Annotated in this window: 18 protein-coding genes; 8 read left to right on the forward strand and 10 right to left on the reverse strand. The window is 36.8% G+C overall.

What is annotated here, in order from left to right:
* Positions 1-43 precede the first annotated feature (43 nt).
* Both JAZ75_RS25925 and JAZ75_RS01460 read right to left on the reverse strand, forming a co-directional pair.
* Complete coding sequence (locus JAZ75_RS25925) at positions 44-238, reverse strand: hypothetical protein (RefSeq protein WP_232789328.1); 195 nt, start codon at positions 236-238, stop codon at positions 44-46.
* Positions 235-1,383 (reverse strand): sulfatase-like hydrolase/transferase, encoded by a 1,149-nt coding sequence (locus JAZ75_RS01460; RefSeq protein ID WP_232789329.1) that lies wholly within the window; start codon positions 1,381-1,383, stop codon positions 235-237. Before JAZ75_RS01460 ends, JAZ75_RS25925 begins: the two co-directional genes overlap by 4 nt.
* Before the next feature lie 669 nt (positions 1,384-2,052).
* On the opposite strand from JAZ75_RS01460, the gene JAZ75_RS01465 reads away from it, so the two are divergent.
* From JAZ75_RS01465 to egtB, 6 genes are all read left to right on the forward strand, one after another.
* Positions 2,053-3,258: an MFS transporter gene (locus JAZ75_RS01465; RefSeq protein ID WP_132770164.1), complete on the forward strand. Its 1,206-nt coding sequence runs from the start codon at positions 2,053-2,055 to the stop codon at positions 3,256-3,258.
* Positions 3,259-3,378: 120 nt separating this feature from the next.
* Positions 3,379-3,798 (forward strand): SRPBCC domain-containing protein, encoded by a 420-nt coding sequence (locus JAZ75_RS01470; protein WP_208699862.1) that lies wholly within the window; start codon positions 3,379-3,381, stop codon positions 3,796-3,798.
* Between the two features lie 311 nt (positions 3,799-4,109).
* Positions 4,110-6,359 carry a TonB-dependent receptor gene (locus JAZ75_RS01475; protein WP_232789330.1) on the forward strand — a complete coding sequence of 750 codons (2,250 nt, stop codon included), beginning with the start codon at positions 4,110-4,112 and terminating at the stop codon, positions 6,357-6,359.
* A gap of 2 nt (positions 6,360-6,361) precedes the next feature.
* The gene (locus tag JAZ75_RS01480) at positions 6,362-7,522 is read left to right on the forward strand and encodes a PepSY-associated TM helix domain-containing protein (RefSeq protein WP_208699866.1); all 1,161 of its coding nucleotides are present in this window, start codon (positions 6,362-6,364) and stop codon (positions 7,520-7,522) included.
* Between the two features lie 429 nt (positions 7,523-7,951).
* On the forward strand, positions 7,952-8,935 hold the full coding sequence (locus JAZ75_RS01485) for an L-histidine N(alpha)-methyltransferase (protein WP_208699868.1): 984 nt from the start codon (positions 7,952-7,954) through the stop codon (positions 8,933-8,935).
* 10 nt (positions 8,936-8,945) lie between these two features.
* Positions 8,946-10,133, forward strand: coding sequence for an ergothioneine biosynthesis protein EgtB (egtB, locus tag JAZ75_RS01490; RefSeq protein WP_232789331.1), 1,188 nt, complete (start codon positions 8,946-8,948; stop codon positions 10,131-10,133).
* A gap of 153 nt (positions 10,134-10,286) precedes the next feature.
* On the opposite strand, the gene JAZ75_RS01495 is transcribed toward egtB, so the two are convergent.
* From JAZ75_RS01495 to JAZ75_RS01505, 3 genes are all read right to left on the reverse strand, one after another.
* Positions 10,287-12,527, reverse strand: coding sequence for an alpha-L-fucosidase (locus JAZ75_RS01495; RefSeq protein ID WP_208699870.1), 2,241 nt, complete (start codon positions 12,525-12,527; stop codon positions 10,287-10,289).
* A gap of 249 nt (positions 12,528-12,776) precedes the next feature.
* Entirely contained in the window at positions 12,777-13,793 is a 1,017-nt protein-coding gene (locus tag JAZ75_RS01500; RefSeq protein WP_208699872.1) for a zinc-binding alcohol dehydrogenase family protein, read from the reverse strand.
* A gap of 55 nt (positions 13,794-13,848) precedes the next feature.
* On the reverse strand, positions 13,849-14,607 hold the full coding sequence (locus tag JAZ75_RS01505; protein ID WP_208699874.1) for an SDR family NAD(P)-dependent oxidoreductase: 759 nt from the start codon (positions 14,605-14,607) through the stop codon (positions 13,849-13,851).
* A gap of 185 nt (positions 14,608-14,792) precedes the next feature.
* Here JAZ75_RS01505 and JAZ75_RS01510 point away from each other — a divergent pair, with 185 nt between their 5' ends.
* Positions 14,793-15,680 (forward strand): AraC family transcriptional regulator, encoded by an 888-nt coding sequence (locus JAZ75_RS01510; protein WP_208699876.1) that lies wholly within the window; start codon positions 14,793-14,795, stop codon positions 15,678-15,680.
* Between the two features lie 228 nt (positions 15,681-15,908).
* On the opposite strand, the gene JAZ75_RS01515 is transcribed toward JAZ75_RS01510, so the two are convergent.
* The 5 genes from JAZ75_RS01515 to JAZ75_RS01535 all read right to left on the reverse strand — a co-directional run bounded on the left by JAZ75_RS01515 (position 15,909) and on the right by JAZ75_RS01535 (position 19,192).
* Positions 15,909-16,133, reverse strand: coding sequence for a hypothetical protein (locus tag JAZ75_RS01515; RefSeq protein WP_208699878.1), 225 nt, complete (start codon positions 16,131-16,133; stop codon positions 15,909-15,911).
* 102 nt (positions 16,134-16,235) lie between these two features.
* Positions 16,236-16,673 carry a DUF5675 family protein gene (locus tag JAZ75_RS01520; protein ID WP_208699881.1) on the reverse strand — a complete coding sequence of 146 codons (438 nt, stop codon included), beginning with the start codon at positions 16,671-16,673 and terminating at the stop codon, positions 16,236-16,238.
* 66 nt (positions 16,674-16,739) lie between these two features.
* A complete protein-coding gene (locus JAZ75_RS01525) occupies positions 16,740-17,381 on the reverse strand; it encodes a DUF6266 family protein (protein ID WP_208699883.1) in 642 nt (213 codons plus the stop codon).
* A 416-nt stretch (positions 17,382-17,797) separates the two neighbouring features.
* A complete protein-coding gene (locus tag JAZ75_RS01530) occupies positions 17,798-18,172 on the reverse strand; it encodes a helix-turn-helix domain-containing protein (RefSeq protein ID WP_208699885.1) in 375 nt (124 codons plus the stop codon).
* Positions 18,173-18,283: 111 nt separating this feature from the next.
* Complete coding sequence (locus tag JAZ75_RS01535) at positions 18,284-19,192, reverse strand: LytTR family transcriptional regulator DNA-binding domain-containing protein (RefSeq protein ID WP_208699887.1); 909 nt, start codon at positions 19,190-19,192, stop codon at positions 18,284-18,286.
* 484 nt (positions 19,193-19,676) lie between these two features.
* Here JAZ75_RS01535 and JAZ75_RS01540 point away from each other — a divergent pair, with 484 nt between their 5' ends.
* A complete protein-coding gene (locus JAZ75_RS01540; RefSeq protein WP_208699889.1) occupies positions 19,677-20,063 on the forward strand; it encodes a hypothetical protein in 387 nt (128 codons plus the stop codon).
* Positions 20,064-20,066 lie beyond the last annotated feature (3 nt).

Genomic DNA, 20,066 nt, shown 5'->3' on the forward strand with positions numbered 1-20,066 from the left:
GACCTTATCATTTGATTGGAGGTTCTCTTGAGTTGCTGAAAAACTATTCTTTTTCATCGAAAGAATTAAATACCCTTTTTAGTTCCGTTAGTTTTTCAGGATATTCATGAATCAAATTTGTTCTTTCACTCGGATCCCAGGCAATATTAAACAATTCCTCTACCGTTTCCTCCGTTTTCCCTGAAATTAAATTTGTTCGTTGTTTAATAATACGATATTTCCAATCACCAACTTTCACAGCTTCTGGTTTACCATAATTAACCAAAAAATTGGTCTATGGACATAGTTTAAATCAGTCTCTTTACCTTCCAGTAAATTACGTATTGATTGTCCATCCAGTTTTCTGTCTGGTAAAGAAGATCCCGTCCAAGAAGCAATAGTTGGTAAAATATCTAAATTACTGATAGAAGAGCGAATAACTTTTCCTTCCGGGATAATTCCCTTTCCGAAAACAATAAAAGGAACTCGGGCACCGCCTTCATAAGTAAGCGCTTTCGAACCTTTAAATACACCAGCAGTTCCAACATGCCAATTTTTCGTCTCGCCGTCATCTGACATACGAGCAGGATACTCAATCCAAGGTCCATTATCACTAGAAAACATCAAGATGGTATTTTTATCCAGACCTTTAGCCTCTAATGCGTGCCATAATTGGGCAATATACTGATCCAACTCATACAAGACCGCCCCAAGAGGACCTGCATTTTGTGCACTGGCATAAGGATTTTTCTTGTTTGAAAATGCCAATGGAAGATGAGGGAAATTATGTGCATAATACAAAAAGAAAGGTTTGTCTTTTTTTTGCTTATTGATAAAATGAAGTGCTTCACGGTGATAATGCTGACTTAGATCCGAATCATCAGGAGCAAATACTTCAGGACTGCGATTTCTAAAAAGTTTAATAACAGTATCTGTTTTCACATAAGGTGCACGGTAATCATGACTATAGAGCATACCATAAAAGAAATCAAATCCTTGTGCATTGGGTAGCGATTCTGCTTTATCACCAAGATGCCATTTTCCTACCAAAGCTGTTTGATAGCCCTTCTGCTTCAACATTTCAGCGATCGTTACCTCAGCATCAGGTAGACCTAATTCCGAACCAGGACCGATCGGTTGAGGCAAGTTATAACGAGAAGCATAACGTCCGGTCAATAACGACGCACGGGATGGCGTACATGAAGGAGTGGAAACGACATAATTTGTAGCCCGTACACCTTTACTCGCTATCGAATCTAAAAAAGGTGTTTGAATATTCGGACTACCATAAGATCCCAAATCCGAATACCCCATATCATCCGTCAATATAAAAATAATATTAGGAGGTTGTTTTTGAGCATATAATAAGGAACAAAAACTTATACCCGTTAACAATAACAACATTCTTTTTTTACACGACACGATACTCATAATAGTAATTTCTTTTTTTAAATTAATCAATAGGATTTATAAAAATTAAAAACTGCTGCATGTTTATTAAAACCTTTGCAGGGACTACATTTTCGATCTTCAAATATTAAATAAATGGCATAATCAATTTCAGAACTGCAAGATTGATTTATAATTGCAGACCAATATAATTAATAAATTGTGCGACCTACAATAAAAAATCTAGTAAAATACGAAAACGATTTCATTCCATCAATTTCAATAACATCATTTAAATGTAAAACATAGCGGTAAAAATAACATTAAACCGTTATGAGATTATAAAAAAAATCATGTAACATCAGCAAGACAGCAAATGAAGAACAAAACATAACCAACTCATTACAAATACTATAATAAAAAAAACAAAATTTATTTTCGGAAATTATATAATCAAAGAATTATGTAAAATGTAAAATTATATACCATCCACGTTCTGTAAATATTAAAAAACAAGTTTTCATCTTTATTGAATTTTATACCTTTGCCACATGAGTACATTCAAAAAATAGGTTACATATGTCATATGTAACTTTTGCGACATTTCAGATATCCTCAAGAACATTCGCTAGCTAAAGAAATCCTATTTACGTTTATCTCATTTGTTTTCAATAAACAATACACATGCAAGAAAATACTTTAAATTCACGAAAATCATTTGCTCCGACACTAATTGCATTCGCATTGGTTCCAATTTCGGGCTTAGCAACAGACATTTACCTACCATCCATGCCACAGATGGCAACAGAGCTAGGACTGGCAGAAAGTAAGATTCAACTCACCTTATCCCTGTTTTTAATTAGTTATGGTATTTCACAATTCTTTGCCGGTGCCCTTGTTGATGCATGGGGAAGATATCGGATTACCTTAATTTCTCTTTTTCTATTTACAATCAGCTTTTTTATTACAGCCACAACTGATAATATTATTGTCATTTATATGATGCGCATACTGCAAGGAATACTATCCGCTTTTGTTGTAGTATCAAAACGCGCCTATTTCGTTGATGTGTACGAAGGTGAAGAGCGAAAACGATACCTGAGTGCCATCACTATCGTTTGGTCATTAGCGCCAATTATTGCTCCTTTCATTGGCGGATATTTACAGGCACAATTTGGATGGCGCTCTAATTTTATGTTATTAGCAGCTTACAGCATTGTGCTCTTCATATTAGAACTCATTTTTTCCGGTGAAACAATCCGTCAGAAAAATCCACTTCAATTTGAATATTTAGTCACTGAATTTAAGACCATGCTTCAAACGAAAGACTTTACGTTTGGAGTGCTCATGTGTGGAATAAGCTATGGTTTAGTTATGTTCTACAATCTAAGTGGACCATTTTTCATTGAACACAATTTAGGTTATAGCTCCATTACGACCGGATACACTTCATTATTAATGGGACTTGCATGGATGTCCGGTGGGTTTATCGGTCGTGCACTAATCAAGAAAGCACTACTACCAAAATTAAGATATGCTAATTATTTACAAATTGCTTTCATTATTTTAATGATTATAATATCTCCGTATATCACAAATCTCTTTACATTATCACTATTCGCCTTCTTGATCCACGTTACCGCAGGATTTATATTTAATAATTATTTCGGTTACTGCTTAGGTCGTTTTCCTTTATCTGCAGGAATTGCAGGTGGCTTAGCAGGTGGTATAACTTACCTCGTCACTTCTGCATTAAGTTATATTGTCGTGAGTCTCGTGAATCCAGAAACACAGACTGAGATAGGTATTGGTTATGCAGTATTTGCTGTTTTGGGTTTCGTTACCCTAATGATAATTAAGGCGAAAAAAGCGTACAAACAATGGACGTAATCACTAATTTTAGATTTTTCTAAAAACAAATTGGCAAAATTATACGTTTTTACCTTAACATTTTAGACAACTTAAAATAAGCTTTTGTTTCAACTTTTTTAAATATTTCACCAAGGTATCATGATTACATCTTCAATAGTAATACCAAAAAAAGCATCAATTATCTGGGCGGTACTGACCGATAAGAATCAATTCAAGCAATGGTATTTTGACATTCCTGATTTTGCTCTAGAGAAGGGGATAACATTTCATTTTTATGAGCCTGGTGGTAAAAATAAATTTTTACATGAGTGTACAATCCTTGAAATTATTCCTAATAAAAAATTAGTTCATACCTGGACTCATCCCACCTTTAGTCAGGGTGTAACAACAGTCAGTTGGTTACTCCAGGAAAATGAAGGACTAACAACTGTTAGTTTACATCATGAAGGTATCGAAAACCTTCACGATGCAGGCCCCGAATTTGCTTCAGAAAACTATCAAACCGGATGGGATCAGATTCTCAGCAATCTCAAAAAGTTTGTTAACGAAAAAGATTAATAAATTTCCCAAAAGCGGGTATATTTTACAAAAAGCAATTGTAATCTAATTCATAAACATTTTAGAGTAGTAAACTCACAATAAGACCTTTAGAGTTTATGTCTAGTAACTAATTACTGCTAAAAAAAATCAAATAATAATTTCACTCGAATTAAATAGATTGTATATTTGCCTATTGTTTAGAACAAATCTAAATCAACATAAGAATATTACAGATGCCTATTTCATTCCCTTCCATCTCTAATAGATGGAAATTTCTAATTCTAATAATACCATTACAGGTATTCGTTTTCATTTGTCAAGCACAACAAATGACTATAAAAGTCAAAACAGAAAAAGATCTTCCAATTGCTGGAGCGACGGTACGTTTAAATCAACAACTATTAGGAAGTACAGATACAGCTGGTGTGTTGATCACAACAAATGAAAAAATAGCAAATCAAAAAATATCAGTCTCCGCGATAGGATTTAAAGAAAAAACCCTCAGCTTATCAAATAAACCCAGCAATAATTTAATCAGCATCACTTTATTGGCAAGTACAAATGTATTGGATGAAATCGTTGTTACGGCCGGAAGAAAGCCAGAAAGTATTTCAACGATACCATCCTCTATCACAATCTTGAATCAACAAGATATACAAGCACAAACCAACATTACGAACAATTTAGCTACGGTACTTGGTAATGCAATTCCGGGTTTGGGTACCTCGACCAATAAAGCTACAAATTCTGGACAGACCCTTCGTGGACGTGCCGTACTTGTTTTGATAGATGGAATCCCGCAATCAACACCGCTTATGAATGGAGCACGTGACCTACGCACCATCGACCCTAGTGTGATTGAACGTATTGAAGTAATAAAAGGTGCTACTTCAATCTACGGAAATGGTTCAGGTGGAGGTATTATCAATTACATTACCAAGAAAAACAAAGACGGAAAAAAGATTAGTGGTCAGACCATTTTGGGAACATCAATAAATCCATTTGACCCTAAGGAAACCTTAGGTTACAAACTTTCACAACAGCTTTCAGGACAGGTAAATAAATGGAGTTACACCGTTTCTGGTTCGGCAGATTACACCGGTTTACAAAGAGATTCCGATGGTTTACCTCTTGGACAAACTGATGGTCTTTCCAATTCCTATCAGTACAATGGCTTTATTAAAATAGGTTATCAAATTGATTCAAGCAGTACATTGACTGGATTTTATAACTATTATGGAAGTACACAACGTGCCAAATATATCAGTAAAAACGGCATCTATGGTCAGTCGCCTACAATTGGAGTTAGAGGAGAAGAACCAGGCAAACCCGCAGGTACACCTTACAATCACAATGCGATGTTAACCTATTCAAAAAGTAATCTTTTTCATTCAACCCAATTGGATGTAACAGCTTATTTAAATTCCTTCAGTTCAATGAACAGATACGTTGCTAGTGGAACGGCGTGGTATGGTCCAGGACAAACCATGATCAACTCTGAGAAAAAAGGATTGCGCTTAAATCTGAATACTCCATTTCAGCTTTTTTCTATTCCAACCGAAATAACTTACGGTTTAGATTTATTAAAAGATGTAACCTATCAAGATTTAACAGATGGACGTGTATACATACCAAAAATGAATATGGTTAATTTTGCCCCCTATGCGCAAGTAAAAGCCGACCTCATTGAAAATTTGATCTTTAAAGCCGGGCTTCGGTATGAAAATGCAACCGTTAAAGTCAACGATTACAATACCATAGCTACTGGTCCGAATGGAGAAGGAAGTATAGTGGTAAGCGGAGGAAATATTCCATATAAAGCGACAATGTTCAATGCAGGATTACGCTATACTAAATACGATTATTTCAACCCTTTCGTTAGTTTTTCGCAAGCATTTGCGATCAATGAATTAGGTCGTATTTTACGCCGTGCTAAAGAAAACACAATCGGTAATTTAGAAACAGACCCGATCATTACCAATAACTATGAAGCTGGTTTTTCAAGCCGTTTCAGTATCTTCAATATTTCAGCCTCTTACTACATCAGTACTTCGGATTTAGGTGTTAATTTAGTAGATGTTGGTGGTTTTTTAATGCCTCAGCGTGAACCTGAAGAAGTAAAAGGATATGAAGTTACTCTTGATGCGCAACTGAGTCAAAAATTAAGCGTCGGTGGAAGCTATGGATATGTAGAAGGAAAAGCAAAAATGGATGATGGTAGCAAAATTTATCTTAATGGATCTCGGATTGCACCACCTAAAGCAACAGGTTTTTTAAGTTATAAACCAAACCAACAGTTAAATCTGCAATTGTTTTGGATACACACTGGAGCTAGAGATCGATTTGCGCTCAATGACAAAGGAAAATATAACAATAGTGAAGGACCAATCAGTAATGTCGACCTCTTCAATTTATCAGGCAACTACAATTTGAATAAAAATTGGAAAATAGGCTTCGGAATAGAAAATATATTCAACACATCTTACTACCCTACAGTTAGTCAGTACCGTGCATTGGATGCCGAATACGTAAAAGGTAGTGGTACTGTCACTTCATTAAACCTTCATTATCAATTTTAAGAATGATTAAAGCAGGTTTATTATGGCTACATAAATGGCTAGGTCTCTTTACAGGCCTAGTTGTTTTTATTGTTAGTTTATCGGGTTACTTTTATGTTTTCTATGATGAGCTTAAACTAATAGTCTATCCTCAAAAATACTATACTCAAGATTCAGTTGGAGAAAATAGTAAGTTACTCCCACTAACACAGCTGATTGATATAGCGCAAAACGCTTTACCTAAAGGTGAAAAAATAAGTAGAACAGATCTGTACCTCTCACCAGACAGAACTTGGATATTTCGTGCGCTAAAAACGGATGAACATGCTTTTGGTAATAATCAATATTATATTTACCATAAACGAGTTTTTATTAATCCTTATTCGGGTAAAGTACAAGCGGTAGAAAACTCCAAAACAGAATTTTTTCAGATCGTCTTACAACTTCATATGAACTTACTATTGGGCGCCATGGTAGGACATTGGGTGGTAGGAATTTCGGTCATCATATTCATAATAATTTTAATAACAGGAGTGGTCCTATGGTGGCCTAAAAAATGGACCATCAAAAAATTAATAAGACAGCTTTGGTTTAATTTTAAAGTTAAATGGAAACGATTAAACTATGACCTGCATCAAATCTTAGGACTTTATAGTGTCATTTTCGCCCTATTAATTGCATGTACAGGTATTGCATTTACATTTCCCGCATTTAAAACTTTTTATGTAAAATCGCTCAATGGTTTCGATAGCACAAAAGAAATTGAACAACAGGAAAAGTTCGAATATGTACCACAGAATCAGTCTAAAATATTAGATAATGCGCTCAATTTCACCATATCAAAACACCCAAATGCAGATATGATGTCGATTCGTTTACGTAAATCTCCAACAGATCCACAAGATATTCAAGTGCGGTTCATTAAAGATCGTACCGGCGAATTTATTTGGTATTATTTTAATAGAGGAAATGGTCAGATTGAAAAAATAAAACAATCAGAAAATGCTCCCATAGGGGATAAAATTGGTGCGATGAACTATGATCTTCATGTGGGTAATTATGGAGGTATAGCCACTAAAGTTTTACATTTTTTCATCGCTTTAATATGCGCATCACTTCCTATTACAGGAACAATCATTTGGTTAAACAAGAAGAAAAAGAAAACCAAAAAAAGAATTAAATAATTTCAATTATATAATAACATAAAAAGAAAAGCCATCCTAATAGATGGCTTTTCTTCTTTAATAAGAATTTATTTTTTGTCTCATCTATTTTCAATATTTAATAACAATTTTACCAATTGTAGTACCAATTTGTAACAGCCTGTGCGCTTCTTTTACATTCTCCTCATTGAATACATAAAGTGTGTGATTAAATTATTGACTCCCTAAATCATAAATCCTAAACAAAAGAGATTTAAATCATTCACTCTTTTAAAGAAAATTACCAAGTCCGGGATAGCAGTATAAAAGTTGAAAAATTTTTCACAAATACTCAATAAAGAGTAATTTATTTTCACACTATATCAATAATTGATACAAGTAACATGTTCCCTCGAACAAACAACTACTAGCCTTTAACTGTTATCTTTCCAGAACAGTAAAACAAGAAAGATGAACAGCAGTCTCCGCAGTGAAAACCAAATAGAAACAACAACCAGTTATAAATTCCAAAAAGAGGTATTGGCTGATTTAAAAAGTAATCCGAAGAGATTATCCTCTAAATATTTTTATGATAGCAAAGGAGATCATCTCTTCCAAAAAATCATGGCAATGGAAGATTATTATCTAACAAAATGTGAACTTGACATCTTCAAAAATCAAACAGAAGAAATAGCTAATTTAATAAACACCGACGGCGAACCATTTGATCTGATAGAACTGGGAGCAGGCGATGCAATGAAATCCACCTTTTTATTGCAACAGCTTGTTCGTAAAGGAGCAAACTTCACTTATATGCCGATCGACATATCAGGTAACATACTTTCAGTTCTAAAAAAAAATCTTAATAATACGATTCCAGAGCTCGATATTATATGTCTTAATGGGGAATATTTTGAGATGATTGAAAAAGCAATGACAATATCTTCAAATCGCAAAGTCATACTATTTTTAGGAAGCAATATTGGTAATATGGAAATAGCGGATGCTGAACAGTTCTGCTCCAAATTGAAGAGGAAACTAAATAAAGGAGACAATGTCCTAATAGGTTTTGATTTAAAAAAGCATCCTAAAACAATACTTCGTGCTTATGATGACCCAACAGGTGTAACTGCACAATTTAATCTTAATCTTCTCGTTCGCATCAATCATGAACTCGAAGCTAATTTCAACGTCGATCAATTTGCGCATTACCAAACCTATGACCCAATAAATGGAGCATGCAAAAGCTATCTCATTAGTCTAATTGAACAAGAAGTATTAATCGGTGAACATCAAATCCATTTCGCTGAAAATGAACCGATTTTTATGGAAATATCTCAAAAATTCTCACCTACCGATATCCAAGAACTTGCACATAGATCCGGTTTTGACTCCGTCTGTGAATTGTACGACTCGAAAAAATGGTTTATGGATGCTATTTGGCAAATCAAATAAAAAATAGCCGATGAAAACAGAAAATGTAATAACCGATCACATGACAGAATTAGAAGCAAAATATAAGGCTATTAGAAATCATTCTGTACATATATGCGCACCTTTAGCGATTGAAGATTATGTAGTACAACCAATTGTTGATGTCAGTCCCCCGAAATGGCATTTAGGACATACAACTTGGTTTTTTGAAACATTTTTATTGATCCCTTACTTTCCTGAATATCAGGTTTTCGACTCACAGTATAATTATGTCTTTAACAGTTATTATGAAACTGTAGGCGCGCGGGTCATCCGAACCGATCGTGGAAATTTAAGCCGTCCATCCGTATCTGATATTTACAAGTATAGAGCTTACGTAGATGATCAAATGCAGTTATTTTTTAATCAGAAACTACATCACTTACCGGCCGTATCAATTTTGCTCGAACTGGGACTTAACCATGAACAGCAACATCAAGAATTACTGATATCAGATATCAAATATATTTTGGGACACAATCCACTTTTCCCATCCTACAAAAGCGATCCAGAACCTTCAAAATCAGAATTCGTAAATAACGAAATGATTACCTTTCCAGCCGGAATATACGAAATCGGATTCGAAGGAAAGGGGTTCTGTTTCGATAATGAACTTGGGAGACATCAAGTCTATTTACAAGAATTCGAAATTGCTACACAAGTTGTCAGCAACGGGGAATACTTAGAATTTATAGAAAACGGAGGGTATCAAGACTTTCGCCATTGGCATGCTGAAGGTTGGGACTGGGTAAAAGAAAATAATGCTCATGCTCCACTATATTGGCATAAAATTGACAATCAATGGATGCACTATACATTATTAGGTCTAAAAATATTGGATCTCGATGAAGCGCTCAATCATATCAACTATTTTGAAGCGGCTGCTTATGCAAATTGGAAGGGAATGCGTTTACCAACAGAGGCTGAATGGGAAATCGCAGCTGATAGCATGCATTGGGGCGACCGATGGGAATGGACCGGAAGTGCCTATCTGCCCTATCCAGGTTTCAAAAAAGAAGCTGGTGCGGTAGGCGAATATAACGGAAAGTTCATGGTCAATCAAATGGTTTTAAGAGGTGCTTCAGAAGCTACGTCAAAAGGACATAGCAGAAAGACATATCGAAATTTCTTTCATACACCACTGCAGTGGCAATTTACGGGCATTAGACTTGCGCGTTAAAATAATTAATAGTTATAAATGAAAATCTCGATGCCCCAACAGCATCGAGATTTTCATTTATAAATACTATTATTAAAATTATCAGCTTCTTCCAATATATATGATAAATTTTAATAATAGTATTTTTTAAGCATTAGTTTACATGTAACGCGGTTACTCAATAAAATCCAGTTCCGCTACAGTAAGGAGTTTTCCTCCTCCAGTTATTTCTGTCGATTCAACCGTGATGTATCGTGCTTGGATATTTTTAGAAAATCGATGTGTGCGCTTTGTAGGATCATTAATTAGATTTCCAAATTCAAATCGTTCAGCATCACTCCAATTTTTCCCATCATTACTGACTCTCACCACGCCTTTCGCCATCATCCCTTTACCGTGTTCATTTTGTGGTGTATAACTAAATGCTGTTAAATTATACTGCTGTCCAAGATCTATCGAAATATGTTGTGCAGCGCCATTATCATTAGATTCCCAATACGTTTTTGGGTCTGCATCGAAAGCCAATTTCGCACCATGTTTAGCAACCTCACTGCTATTATCGATAAGTTGCCACTGTTTTTTAGCAATACCAATTGTTTCTTCTGCAACTGCACCGACCAATTTATCAGCATTAATTGCTACAGCTTTTATCTGCCCACCTTTTACAGCAATCGGCTGTGTATATACAGGTGACTGTGCTGTAGGCTGACTGCCATCTAACGTGTAGTGTATTTGAAAATTGGTGTTTAGATTTTTAAGAATATCCTCACCATGCGGTTTCCATCCAAACTCACTTTTTAAAGGAGCAATAGCAACCATACCATCTACACTGCGATTAAAGACCAATTGCGGAGGTCTTCCGGGAGCATAATGAGCAGAGACATTGCTGATAACCGGAGTAGCCCTACTTTCTAACACACGAATGCGGAATTTATCTGATGTCACTTCCGGGAAACGAAGAATACGTTTGTACCCCACATTAGTCGCATGGGCGACCTCTTTCCATTGACCATCGATCCAAGCATCTAAAGCATGCTTTTCGATACGTTCACCATTTGTGCTTACAGCTTCCTGAATAACAAAGCGATTTATTTTTACAGGCTTTACAGTAGTGTAAATCAGTTCCGGATTTTTATCCGACAAGATACTAAAGGATTCCATATTGTCATCCAATGTTTCTTTGTTTCCTTTTGCTCCACGCAAAAGATTATGACCGTAGGTTTCTTTAATACGGCTTCCAACTTCATGTAGTACCTTAACATCTTCAGGTGAAAATTTTCCATCTCTATTCGGTGGTATGTTCAAAAGAAATGTAGAATTACCCCCGACCGATCGTTCATAAATATCAAAAACATCATCAGTACTTCTCACTTTTTGATGCGTATCATCCCTATAGAACCAACCTTCTCTAATCGATGTATTCGTTTCAGCCTGTTGATAATGTAGATACTTAGCTTTTAAAAGCTTCGCCCGACTTCCTAAATCTTCATCTGTAAGATCAAGAAAATTCTGAAGGCCTGCAGGATCGTCATGATATGGAACTACATTCCACTCCGTGCTTCTGGTATTTCCAGATTCATTCCCACACCATCGGATATCTTCTTTCCCAAAAATTACAGCTTCTGGGGCCAACTTTTTGATCAGTTCACGCCAAGCATCGTAATTATATTTTTGACCACCTTTTGTCTTCGGATGCGCACCGTCAAACCATACCTCATGTACGGGACCATATTCCGTCAATAATTCAAACAGTTGATTTAGGAAATATTCGTTATAATCATCTACTTTAAAATTGAATTTTGTTTTATTTTTAAATGGTCTTCCTGCCACTTCACGAGGAATTGTACGTTGTGTATATTCACTTAAATTGCCATAAAGTCCATCAGCACTTTCAATTTGAAAAAGATCTGCAGGTGATAGATAGACACCAAGTTTTAATCCATATTTTTTACAGGAAGCAGTTAAGTCTTTCAAAATATCTCCTTTCCCATCTCTGAATCCTGTAGACATAATACCATGTTTCGTATACCTACTTTGCCAAAGCACAAAACCATCATGATGCTTCACCGTAATAATTACTTTTTTCATACCCGCAGCTTTCATTGCCTCACACCATTGGTCGGTGTCCAGATTTTTGAGATCAAAGATCTTTGGGTCCTCCATACCATTTCCCCATTCCATTTTAGTAAACGTATTGGGACCAACATGGATAAAAGCAATAAATTCATTTTTTAAAGCCCGATATTGATTTGCTGTCGGTACAACATGAACGGCTTTTCTTAATATATCTTCAGGACTATCGGTACTCTTAATTTCGTACGTATTCTTAACAGGTATTTTCTTACTATTCACTTGCGCATGACCATATATAGAGGCAAACCCTAACATAGATGTCAATAGGATAGATTTATTCATGATTTTAATAATTTGATTAACATTTTATTTGGATTTTGAATAATTGCATAGAACATTATTCAATGTGCAAATTACTTCTTGCCACTGTAAAAAATGAATACTAAATTAGCGTATAATAAGCCTATATTACCATAAATTTTCCTCGTGTCATTTTCTACTTCTTCACCTAAATATTAAATTCTACATCATCTCGTATATTCAACTGATTCTTATCTCATTTCGATGTGATGGTGTATTTAAATGTAATTTTTAAAAATCGACAACAGCCTTAATCAGGTTTTGGTCTGCCTGAAATAGCGTATCAAAATTATCTTTCATTTGATCAAAAGCGATACGATGTGTAATCAGTCCTTCTGTATTAATATCCCCGGACCGCAATAGATTAATAACTTTTTTAAAATCAGAAGCAGTGGCATTACGGCTCGCTTTCAAGGTAATTTCCTTTCGATGAAAATTAGGATCATCAAAACTTACTGCGCCGACAAACAAACCGACAAAAACAATAGTTCCCCCATGAGCCACCAGATTGAATGAGTTTTCCATGGATCGTTTGCTTCCCGTCGCATCAAAAATTACTGTAGGAAGCTCCCCTTCAAAAACTGTTCTTAATTGCTTATCTAAATCCTCCGACAATAAGATCGTTTCTACTTCAGGAAACTTATTGTTGACAAAATCCAGTCTATTTTCTACAAGATCTAACACTGCAATTTTAACACCCATTAAACGAGCATTTGCAACAATACCTATCCCTATCGGCCCGGAGCCAACCACTAACACGGTATCCGCGGCGATTAGACCCGCACGATCCACTGCATGCGCGGCAATAGCCAATGGCTCTATCAAAGATATCTGGTCATCATCAAGTCCATTTGTAAGATGTACATAACTTGCTTTATATGTAATATACTCTTGCATAGCGCCGTCTTCATGAACCCCCATTACAGAGAGTGTGCCACCACAATTGCCCTTGCCTCTACGTACTGCATGGTCTTCGATGAGATTAAGATAAGGCTCAACTGTACACTTGTCTCCAACCTTAAGCCCTTCCACTTCACTTCCTACTGCAACAATTTCGGCAGATACTTCGTGTCCTAAAATACGAGGATAAGTAAAAAAAGGTTGCTTGCCTTTGTAGGCATGCAGATCGGTACCACAGATCGATACTTTCTTAATTTTCAACAGCACTTCATCCGGTTCAGGATCTGATGGCTTTTCTTTGGTAATTAATTCGAACCGGCCTGGTTCATGCAATACAATTGCTTTCATATTTTTTGTCTAATAAAAAATGCTCATCTAAAATAATAAAATCTCAATCTAGCTATTAAAAATTAACGGTCGCGCCACCATCAATTGGCAATAAAACTCCAGTGATATAACGCGCTGCTGGAGAGGAGAGGAAAACGGCGGCATTCCCCACATCTTCAGGTTTTCCAAAACCTTCCATAGCGATCCGATTAACGATCTTTTCTTTGCGCTGCGGATCGTCACCAATTGCTTTAAAAAACATCGGACTCTCTATCCATCCCGGAACTAACGTATTGACCCGCACATTATATTTCGAAAACTCAGTGACCAGATTTTGCATCAAACCTGTCAAAGCAGTTTTAGAAGTGCCGTAGGCCGATACACGATCCATACCAAACATTCCGGTCATAGACCCAATAAATAAAATAACACCATCTTTTCTTTCGACCATTTTTGCGGCACACGACCTGCTTAGGCTGAATACACTGAGTACATTGGTCTGTATAATTTTTTCAAATTCAGCATCACTAGTTTCCAGCGCATATTTTTTCAAATGAACACCTGCATTGTTGACTAAAATATCAATTGGCCCTACTGCAGATTCTATACGATCTATCAATCCTGGAATAGCTTCTGTATTGGCTAGATCAAAGACAAAATAATGAACATCGCCTCCTAATTCGAGTTGCGCCTGCTGTAGCGTTTCTTCTCGACGGCCGACAATGATTACTCTCGCACCAGCTTCCATCATTGCTTTAGCTATTCCAAATCCAATCCCCGTTCCACCACCAGTTATTAAGGCTGTCTTGCCATTAAGTGAAAATGCTGTTAACATATTAATCTTATTTTAAAATGATATACTTGTGATTTATATAACTACTAAGTTAGAAGCTATAGCAAAACAAAATCAATCGACTATTCCCCAATACTTACGCTATATTATCATTACTTAAAACTATACTTTGAAATTTCAACAAAAGAGCATAGATTTAAGGTTACAATTTTAGATGACTTAAAATTATGAGACCAGTTCCTGCCAAAATACTTGATGGTAAAGAAAATGAAGTTTTTGACACGAAAGTTGTCAATTCACCTTATTTTTCTACGCTTTTTCATTTTCATGAAGAATGTCAAATAAACTATGTTGTAGAAAGTGAAGGAACACGGATGATCGGCGATAGTATTGAAAGTTTCAGTCACGATGATCTCACATTGGTCGGATCCAACATTCCTCATGTTTGGCACAATAGTGAAGAATATTTTGTAGCCACCGAGAATAGCAGTGTCGCAAAATCCATTACTCTTTTTTTTCATCCCGAAAAAGTTTTAAAGATTCTTTCTCAGTTTGGAAATACAAAAAAAATGGCAAATTTCTTCCAACTCAGCAAACGTTGCATGCGATTTAGGGGGAAAACGAAATCAAAAGTTAAAATATTACTGATCCAATTAGCAGAGGAAGAAAACGTACTCTTACGCTTATCCTTATTGTGTAAAATACTACATATCTTGAATGAGACACAAGAATACGATCTATTAACAGGAGCCGGCTATACAAATTCCTATCATTTAAAAGACAATGACCGTATGGATGTAATCTTAAAATATATTTTCAGCAACTATACAAAGGAGATCGAACTTAAGCTTGTCGCTGATATGATCCATATGAACAAACAGTCTTTTTGCCGTTACTTTAAGAGTAGAACGCAGAAAACATTTGTAGAATTTGTAAATGAAGTACGTATAGGCCACGCCTGCAAACTGCTAACAGACATCGACTATCGGGTGTGCAACCTGGCGTACGATTGTGGTTTTAACAGCCTTTCCAACTTCAATAAATTTTTCAAGAAATCTAAAGGACTAACTCCCCGAGAATATCGCTCCAAATTTACAAGCTCCCCTTTTCTCTAAAAGATTCTTAAAAAGAAGTCCTCTAAATTTTTGATCAGAGGACTTCTTTTACTGGTGTTATTAAAGCTTCAATCCCGATTTCTCTTTCTACATTTTCCAAGCAATCGGCTTGTCACATAGCTTACGACCGTCCCAACGACAGCCATGAGTGCTGTCTGCATGAAATCACCAAGAGAAAAGCTTGCCCAGATCGAACACAGCGTCCCTCCTAAAGTGCCTATGCGGATATCATTTAATTTCATCCCGAACCTCCTTTTCCTGACCAGGTAAGATCTGCTTTGGTGGAGGTGACTCCTCCTCTCCTTTTTCGTCTTTATCATCCAGCACCGTTTCCACCACACCAAGACCCAGCGCAATGTATTTAATAATATTCAATGCCTTTCCCGGCAATTTAATCGGTGCCAGCAAGACCACTTCCAACGCCGAACTTATTTTTTGAATTATCTTTTTCATGTTTTTAATTATTAAAAGGCCTAGTATTCCGACTGCGTAATTTTACCGATGAAAGCGAAAAACGTTTGTCGCCCTGTGCCGGCGACAGAGGCACAAAACATATTATGTCACCTCAATAAACACCTCCCCACTCACTATCATCTCAACCAGTTTTTCATATAGCACCACATACGCCTTTTTAGACTGATAGATCTCGTAATCACCATCCACTAAAGCCATTTTATTACCGACCAGCAAACAGCCGGAGGTATCACCGATATGATTGCCGATATGGATATAGACATAACTGAAATTCGGGATCTCCAGGATCTCGATCATGCCACGGTGGAGCTTCGGAAATTTTCTCTTATAACGCGCGTTCATTGCGCCATAGGTATTCAGGCCAAGGCGGTATTTACCTGGAGGAATAGCAGTGCTTCCTTTAATTTTCGTTTTGCGGATAGCATCCTCCAGACCATAGCCAACAAACTGGCCATCGAGGTATAGTTCAGACAAGGTACTTTCCTTCCCTTGTTTGACGCGGATTAATTTTAAGATCATGTAATTTTATTTTGAAAGATTAAGGAGGCGAACCAGCAGTTCACCTCCCTAAAAAACTGAACTACGTTATGCTAATACCAGCTGACCCAGGTAATAACTCAAAGAAGTTTTGACACCATCACGGTGGCCCGTGAAGATCCAGCCTTCCAGCGTATCACCAGAATAACTCACCGGTAAAGGCAGCGATAACGATGCATCTAAGCGCGTTCCGGACTCCATGATACTGAAGAAGTTCTTCGTTCTATTGTACATGAGCAGCACGACCGAATCGTCAGCGAAAGCATTGAACTTGTTAATCTCCGGAGACCAAGAGAGCTCCAGTTCGCCCGCATTGATTTCCGCCCATGCTACGCCCATTAAATTGGAGAGCGCACCCTTGGAAATGATCACTTTCGAATAGTCAATTTCCAGGCTTGGATAGACACCAGAGATGCCGTTGCTCAGCACAGCCTGCAACGCTTTGTTATACCCCGTCGCCTTACCCAGTAACTTATCCGAATAACCCAGGTTGAGTAAATCTTTGATCGGTGATAAAAATGCTACTGCCAAAGCAAACTTTGTGCGCTGTGCAATTTGCCCATCTGTTGCCTTTTTTCCTTTAAATTTTGGTAGCGATTTGACATAGTCAACGCTTCTCCACGAGCTTCCTACTACACTTCCCACTTTACCCGAATACGCTCCTACAATTCCTTTTAAAAATCTTGCCATTATTCTAATTTTCAACTGTTTACACTATAACCCGCATGCCGGTTTTTACTGATATCGAGCACTAAATTAGGGGCAAAAACAGGCAAAAACGAGTTATGACAGCGCATGATAGTACATGATAGGAAAGACTATCATTCCGTGTCATAAATAGAAAAGCTAAGGGTATAAATATTAAAAAATTGAGACACGTCAATCAAAAATCTTCGACCTCTTTTCGACTAAAGTTTGACTCCGAAAGCAGACTGCTTCGGGGCTGCTTCGACCATTTATCGGCAAGCGTTCGGCAAGGCTTCGGCAACTTGTCGAAGCCCTGCCGAACAGCAGTCGAAGCCCAATCGAACGCGTGCCGAATCTGTCTCGAACCTGTCTCGAACAATTGTCGAACAACCCTCGAACAAGCTTAAATCCGAACAAGCTTAAATCCGGCCTTTTCGTTTACTTTGATTCAATTGCTTCGACAGATCCTCATGATAGTAGTAATGACGTTTTCCTTTTCGTCTGGGCACCAGTTCACCTTGCCGCACCAGACGGTAATAGGTTGTTGTTGAAATATTCAATATTTTGACTACATCTTTGATGTCCAGTAGGGAAAAATCAACATTCGAATTACTTGAAGTTAAATTGCTATCATTATAGGAAAAATCAGATTTATCCGATTTTTTCATTGCTTCTACAATCGATCTGAGGTGGATATCCATCCGCTGCAATTGGTCATTTAAGGTATTTAATTGGGTTAATAGGACGTAGATATCTAGGATTACTTTAAGCATATTTTGCATCCAGTTTTTCATAATTTGATTGATTTACTGCTGTAAAAAATACAGCATAATGATACCAGACCCCTGCTACTGCGTGCAGGGACGAATTGATTAAACGATCAAACTAGCCATAAGCCTTGGAGCTTAATGGTCCACATCATCCACCCCACCATCATAATACCAGGTCTTAAATAATCGTGTTGCTGTTTCACTCAGTTTACTTTTCAGGTGAAACGGAGGATCGAGTGTCAATTCAATTCGATAATCCGCCAATCGTTTAAACGATGCGATAGCCTTTCGAGAAACGATGAGATGTCGACCAGCAGGAAAGAAATCCTCTTTCGGCAACATCGTGATCAGCTGTTCCAATGTTACCCCGTCAAACATCGTCTTTCCATAGCGCTCACTTTGGATATAGCGTATCTTTCGTTCACTGTAGATATAATGAACATCTGCCAGGTCAATACCCTGTAGTTCTTTCAGGCGGCTTGTTTCCGACATCTTTCCACCCAAGCTCAATTGATAAACTTTTATTTCTTCCAGCAACCGTATATAATCAGCTTCTGCATCACTCTCTTGTTCATCTCCTATGTGATTAACTTGTTTAAAAGAGAATAAAAAATAAACCACAAACAAGATGACCTGTAAAAATATAACCGCCAGACAGACAAAGAAAAAGTCCACTTTAAAATAAGAAGTATCGCCCAGCCACAAACCACTATTGCTGTAAACGATAATCGCAGCAAAAAGGATCGCGATCAATAAGCTTCCCCCGCCGCTGATTAAAATTTGGAGACAAAAATATCTGATAAAATAAGCCGCAGTCCTATATTTAAGCGGTAAAATCAGCGGAGCCAGCTTGGCCAGCTGATAGCTCACCACTAAAAATAGAGCGACAGAAAATACACTGCTACCTAAATTCAAAAACAGATTGCTATCATTCCAGATTTCAAAGATCCCTTCATTCTCATTGATGAGGTACATCGTCAATCCACCAGCTACGCTTAAAACTCCCAGAACAATCCATTTTATTAATGTAACACTTAGTTTCATAAGCAGACATCTATTTAGGTTGCTTAACTAGGTTATGTTGTTTCTTTTTGAATCGTATTTTCCAAATAGAAGACACACGCTAGTTTGCAAATAATGATTTAGTTAAAAATTTAGGTTGAAATCAAATATATAAAAAATAAATATTTAAGCAAAATATAAAATTTATTTACTTATAAAATGAAGATAAATACAATAATACACGTACAAAGAATTTTAACAAACTACACAACAATAAAATACATGAATAGTTGAGATAAAAAAATCCATCTTTTAAATAAAATCAGATTAAAAACCCCTATTTCCACGACTAATCAATTTGCGCTATCAACATGCTGATTTACGTCCCTTCAACAGCCAAGAGTATACGAAAACAATTTCCCGATTCGGTAAAATTCTTCCCCAGTTCAGTTAAAAGAGACAGAAAAGAGCTTGATACTCCAATATGAATCGGCGATTTTTGAACATTAACTAAATGTAAAAAAATATGAACAAAGAAGATTTTACTCCAATGGGAGTTCAAAAAAAGCTAGTTGCTTTCTACGCACAGGACGAGTTGACAAGACAAGTACAGATCGACTATCTGCAAAAAGATTTTAGAGCAGCCATAAAGGCTTCCTTCTATCTGGCTCCAGATCAGGAAGAATGGTTCGACATGCTCGATGATACTTTCATTTTTGTACTGAGCAGGCAGCTTGCTGTGACCCTGACCTTAGAATTACCGGTACACCTGGTTAAACCAGAGAAACCCGCATCGGGAACCACGGTATTGGGTGTCAAAAGGGGTGATTCACACAATCCGATCTACACAAGTGCTGGTGCAGGTGAAAAACCCCTAGCAGAAGGAGAATTCATATTCACCATCACTTACTAATAC

Origin of the sequence: Sphingobacterium sp. UDSM-2020, from assembly GCF_016132525.1 — a bacterium.
Lineage (GTDB): Bacteria > Bacteroidota > Bacteroidia > Sphingobacteriales > Sphingobacteriaceae > Sphingobacterium > Sphingobacterium anhuiense.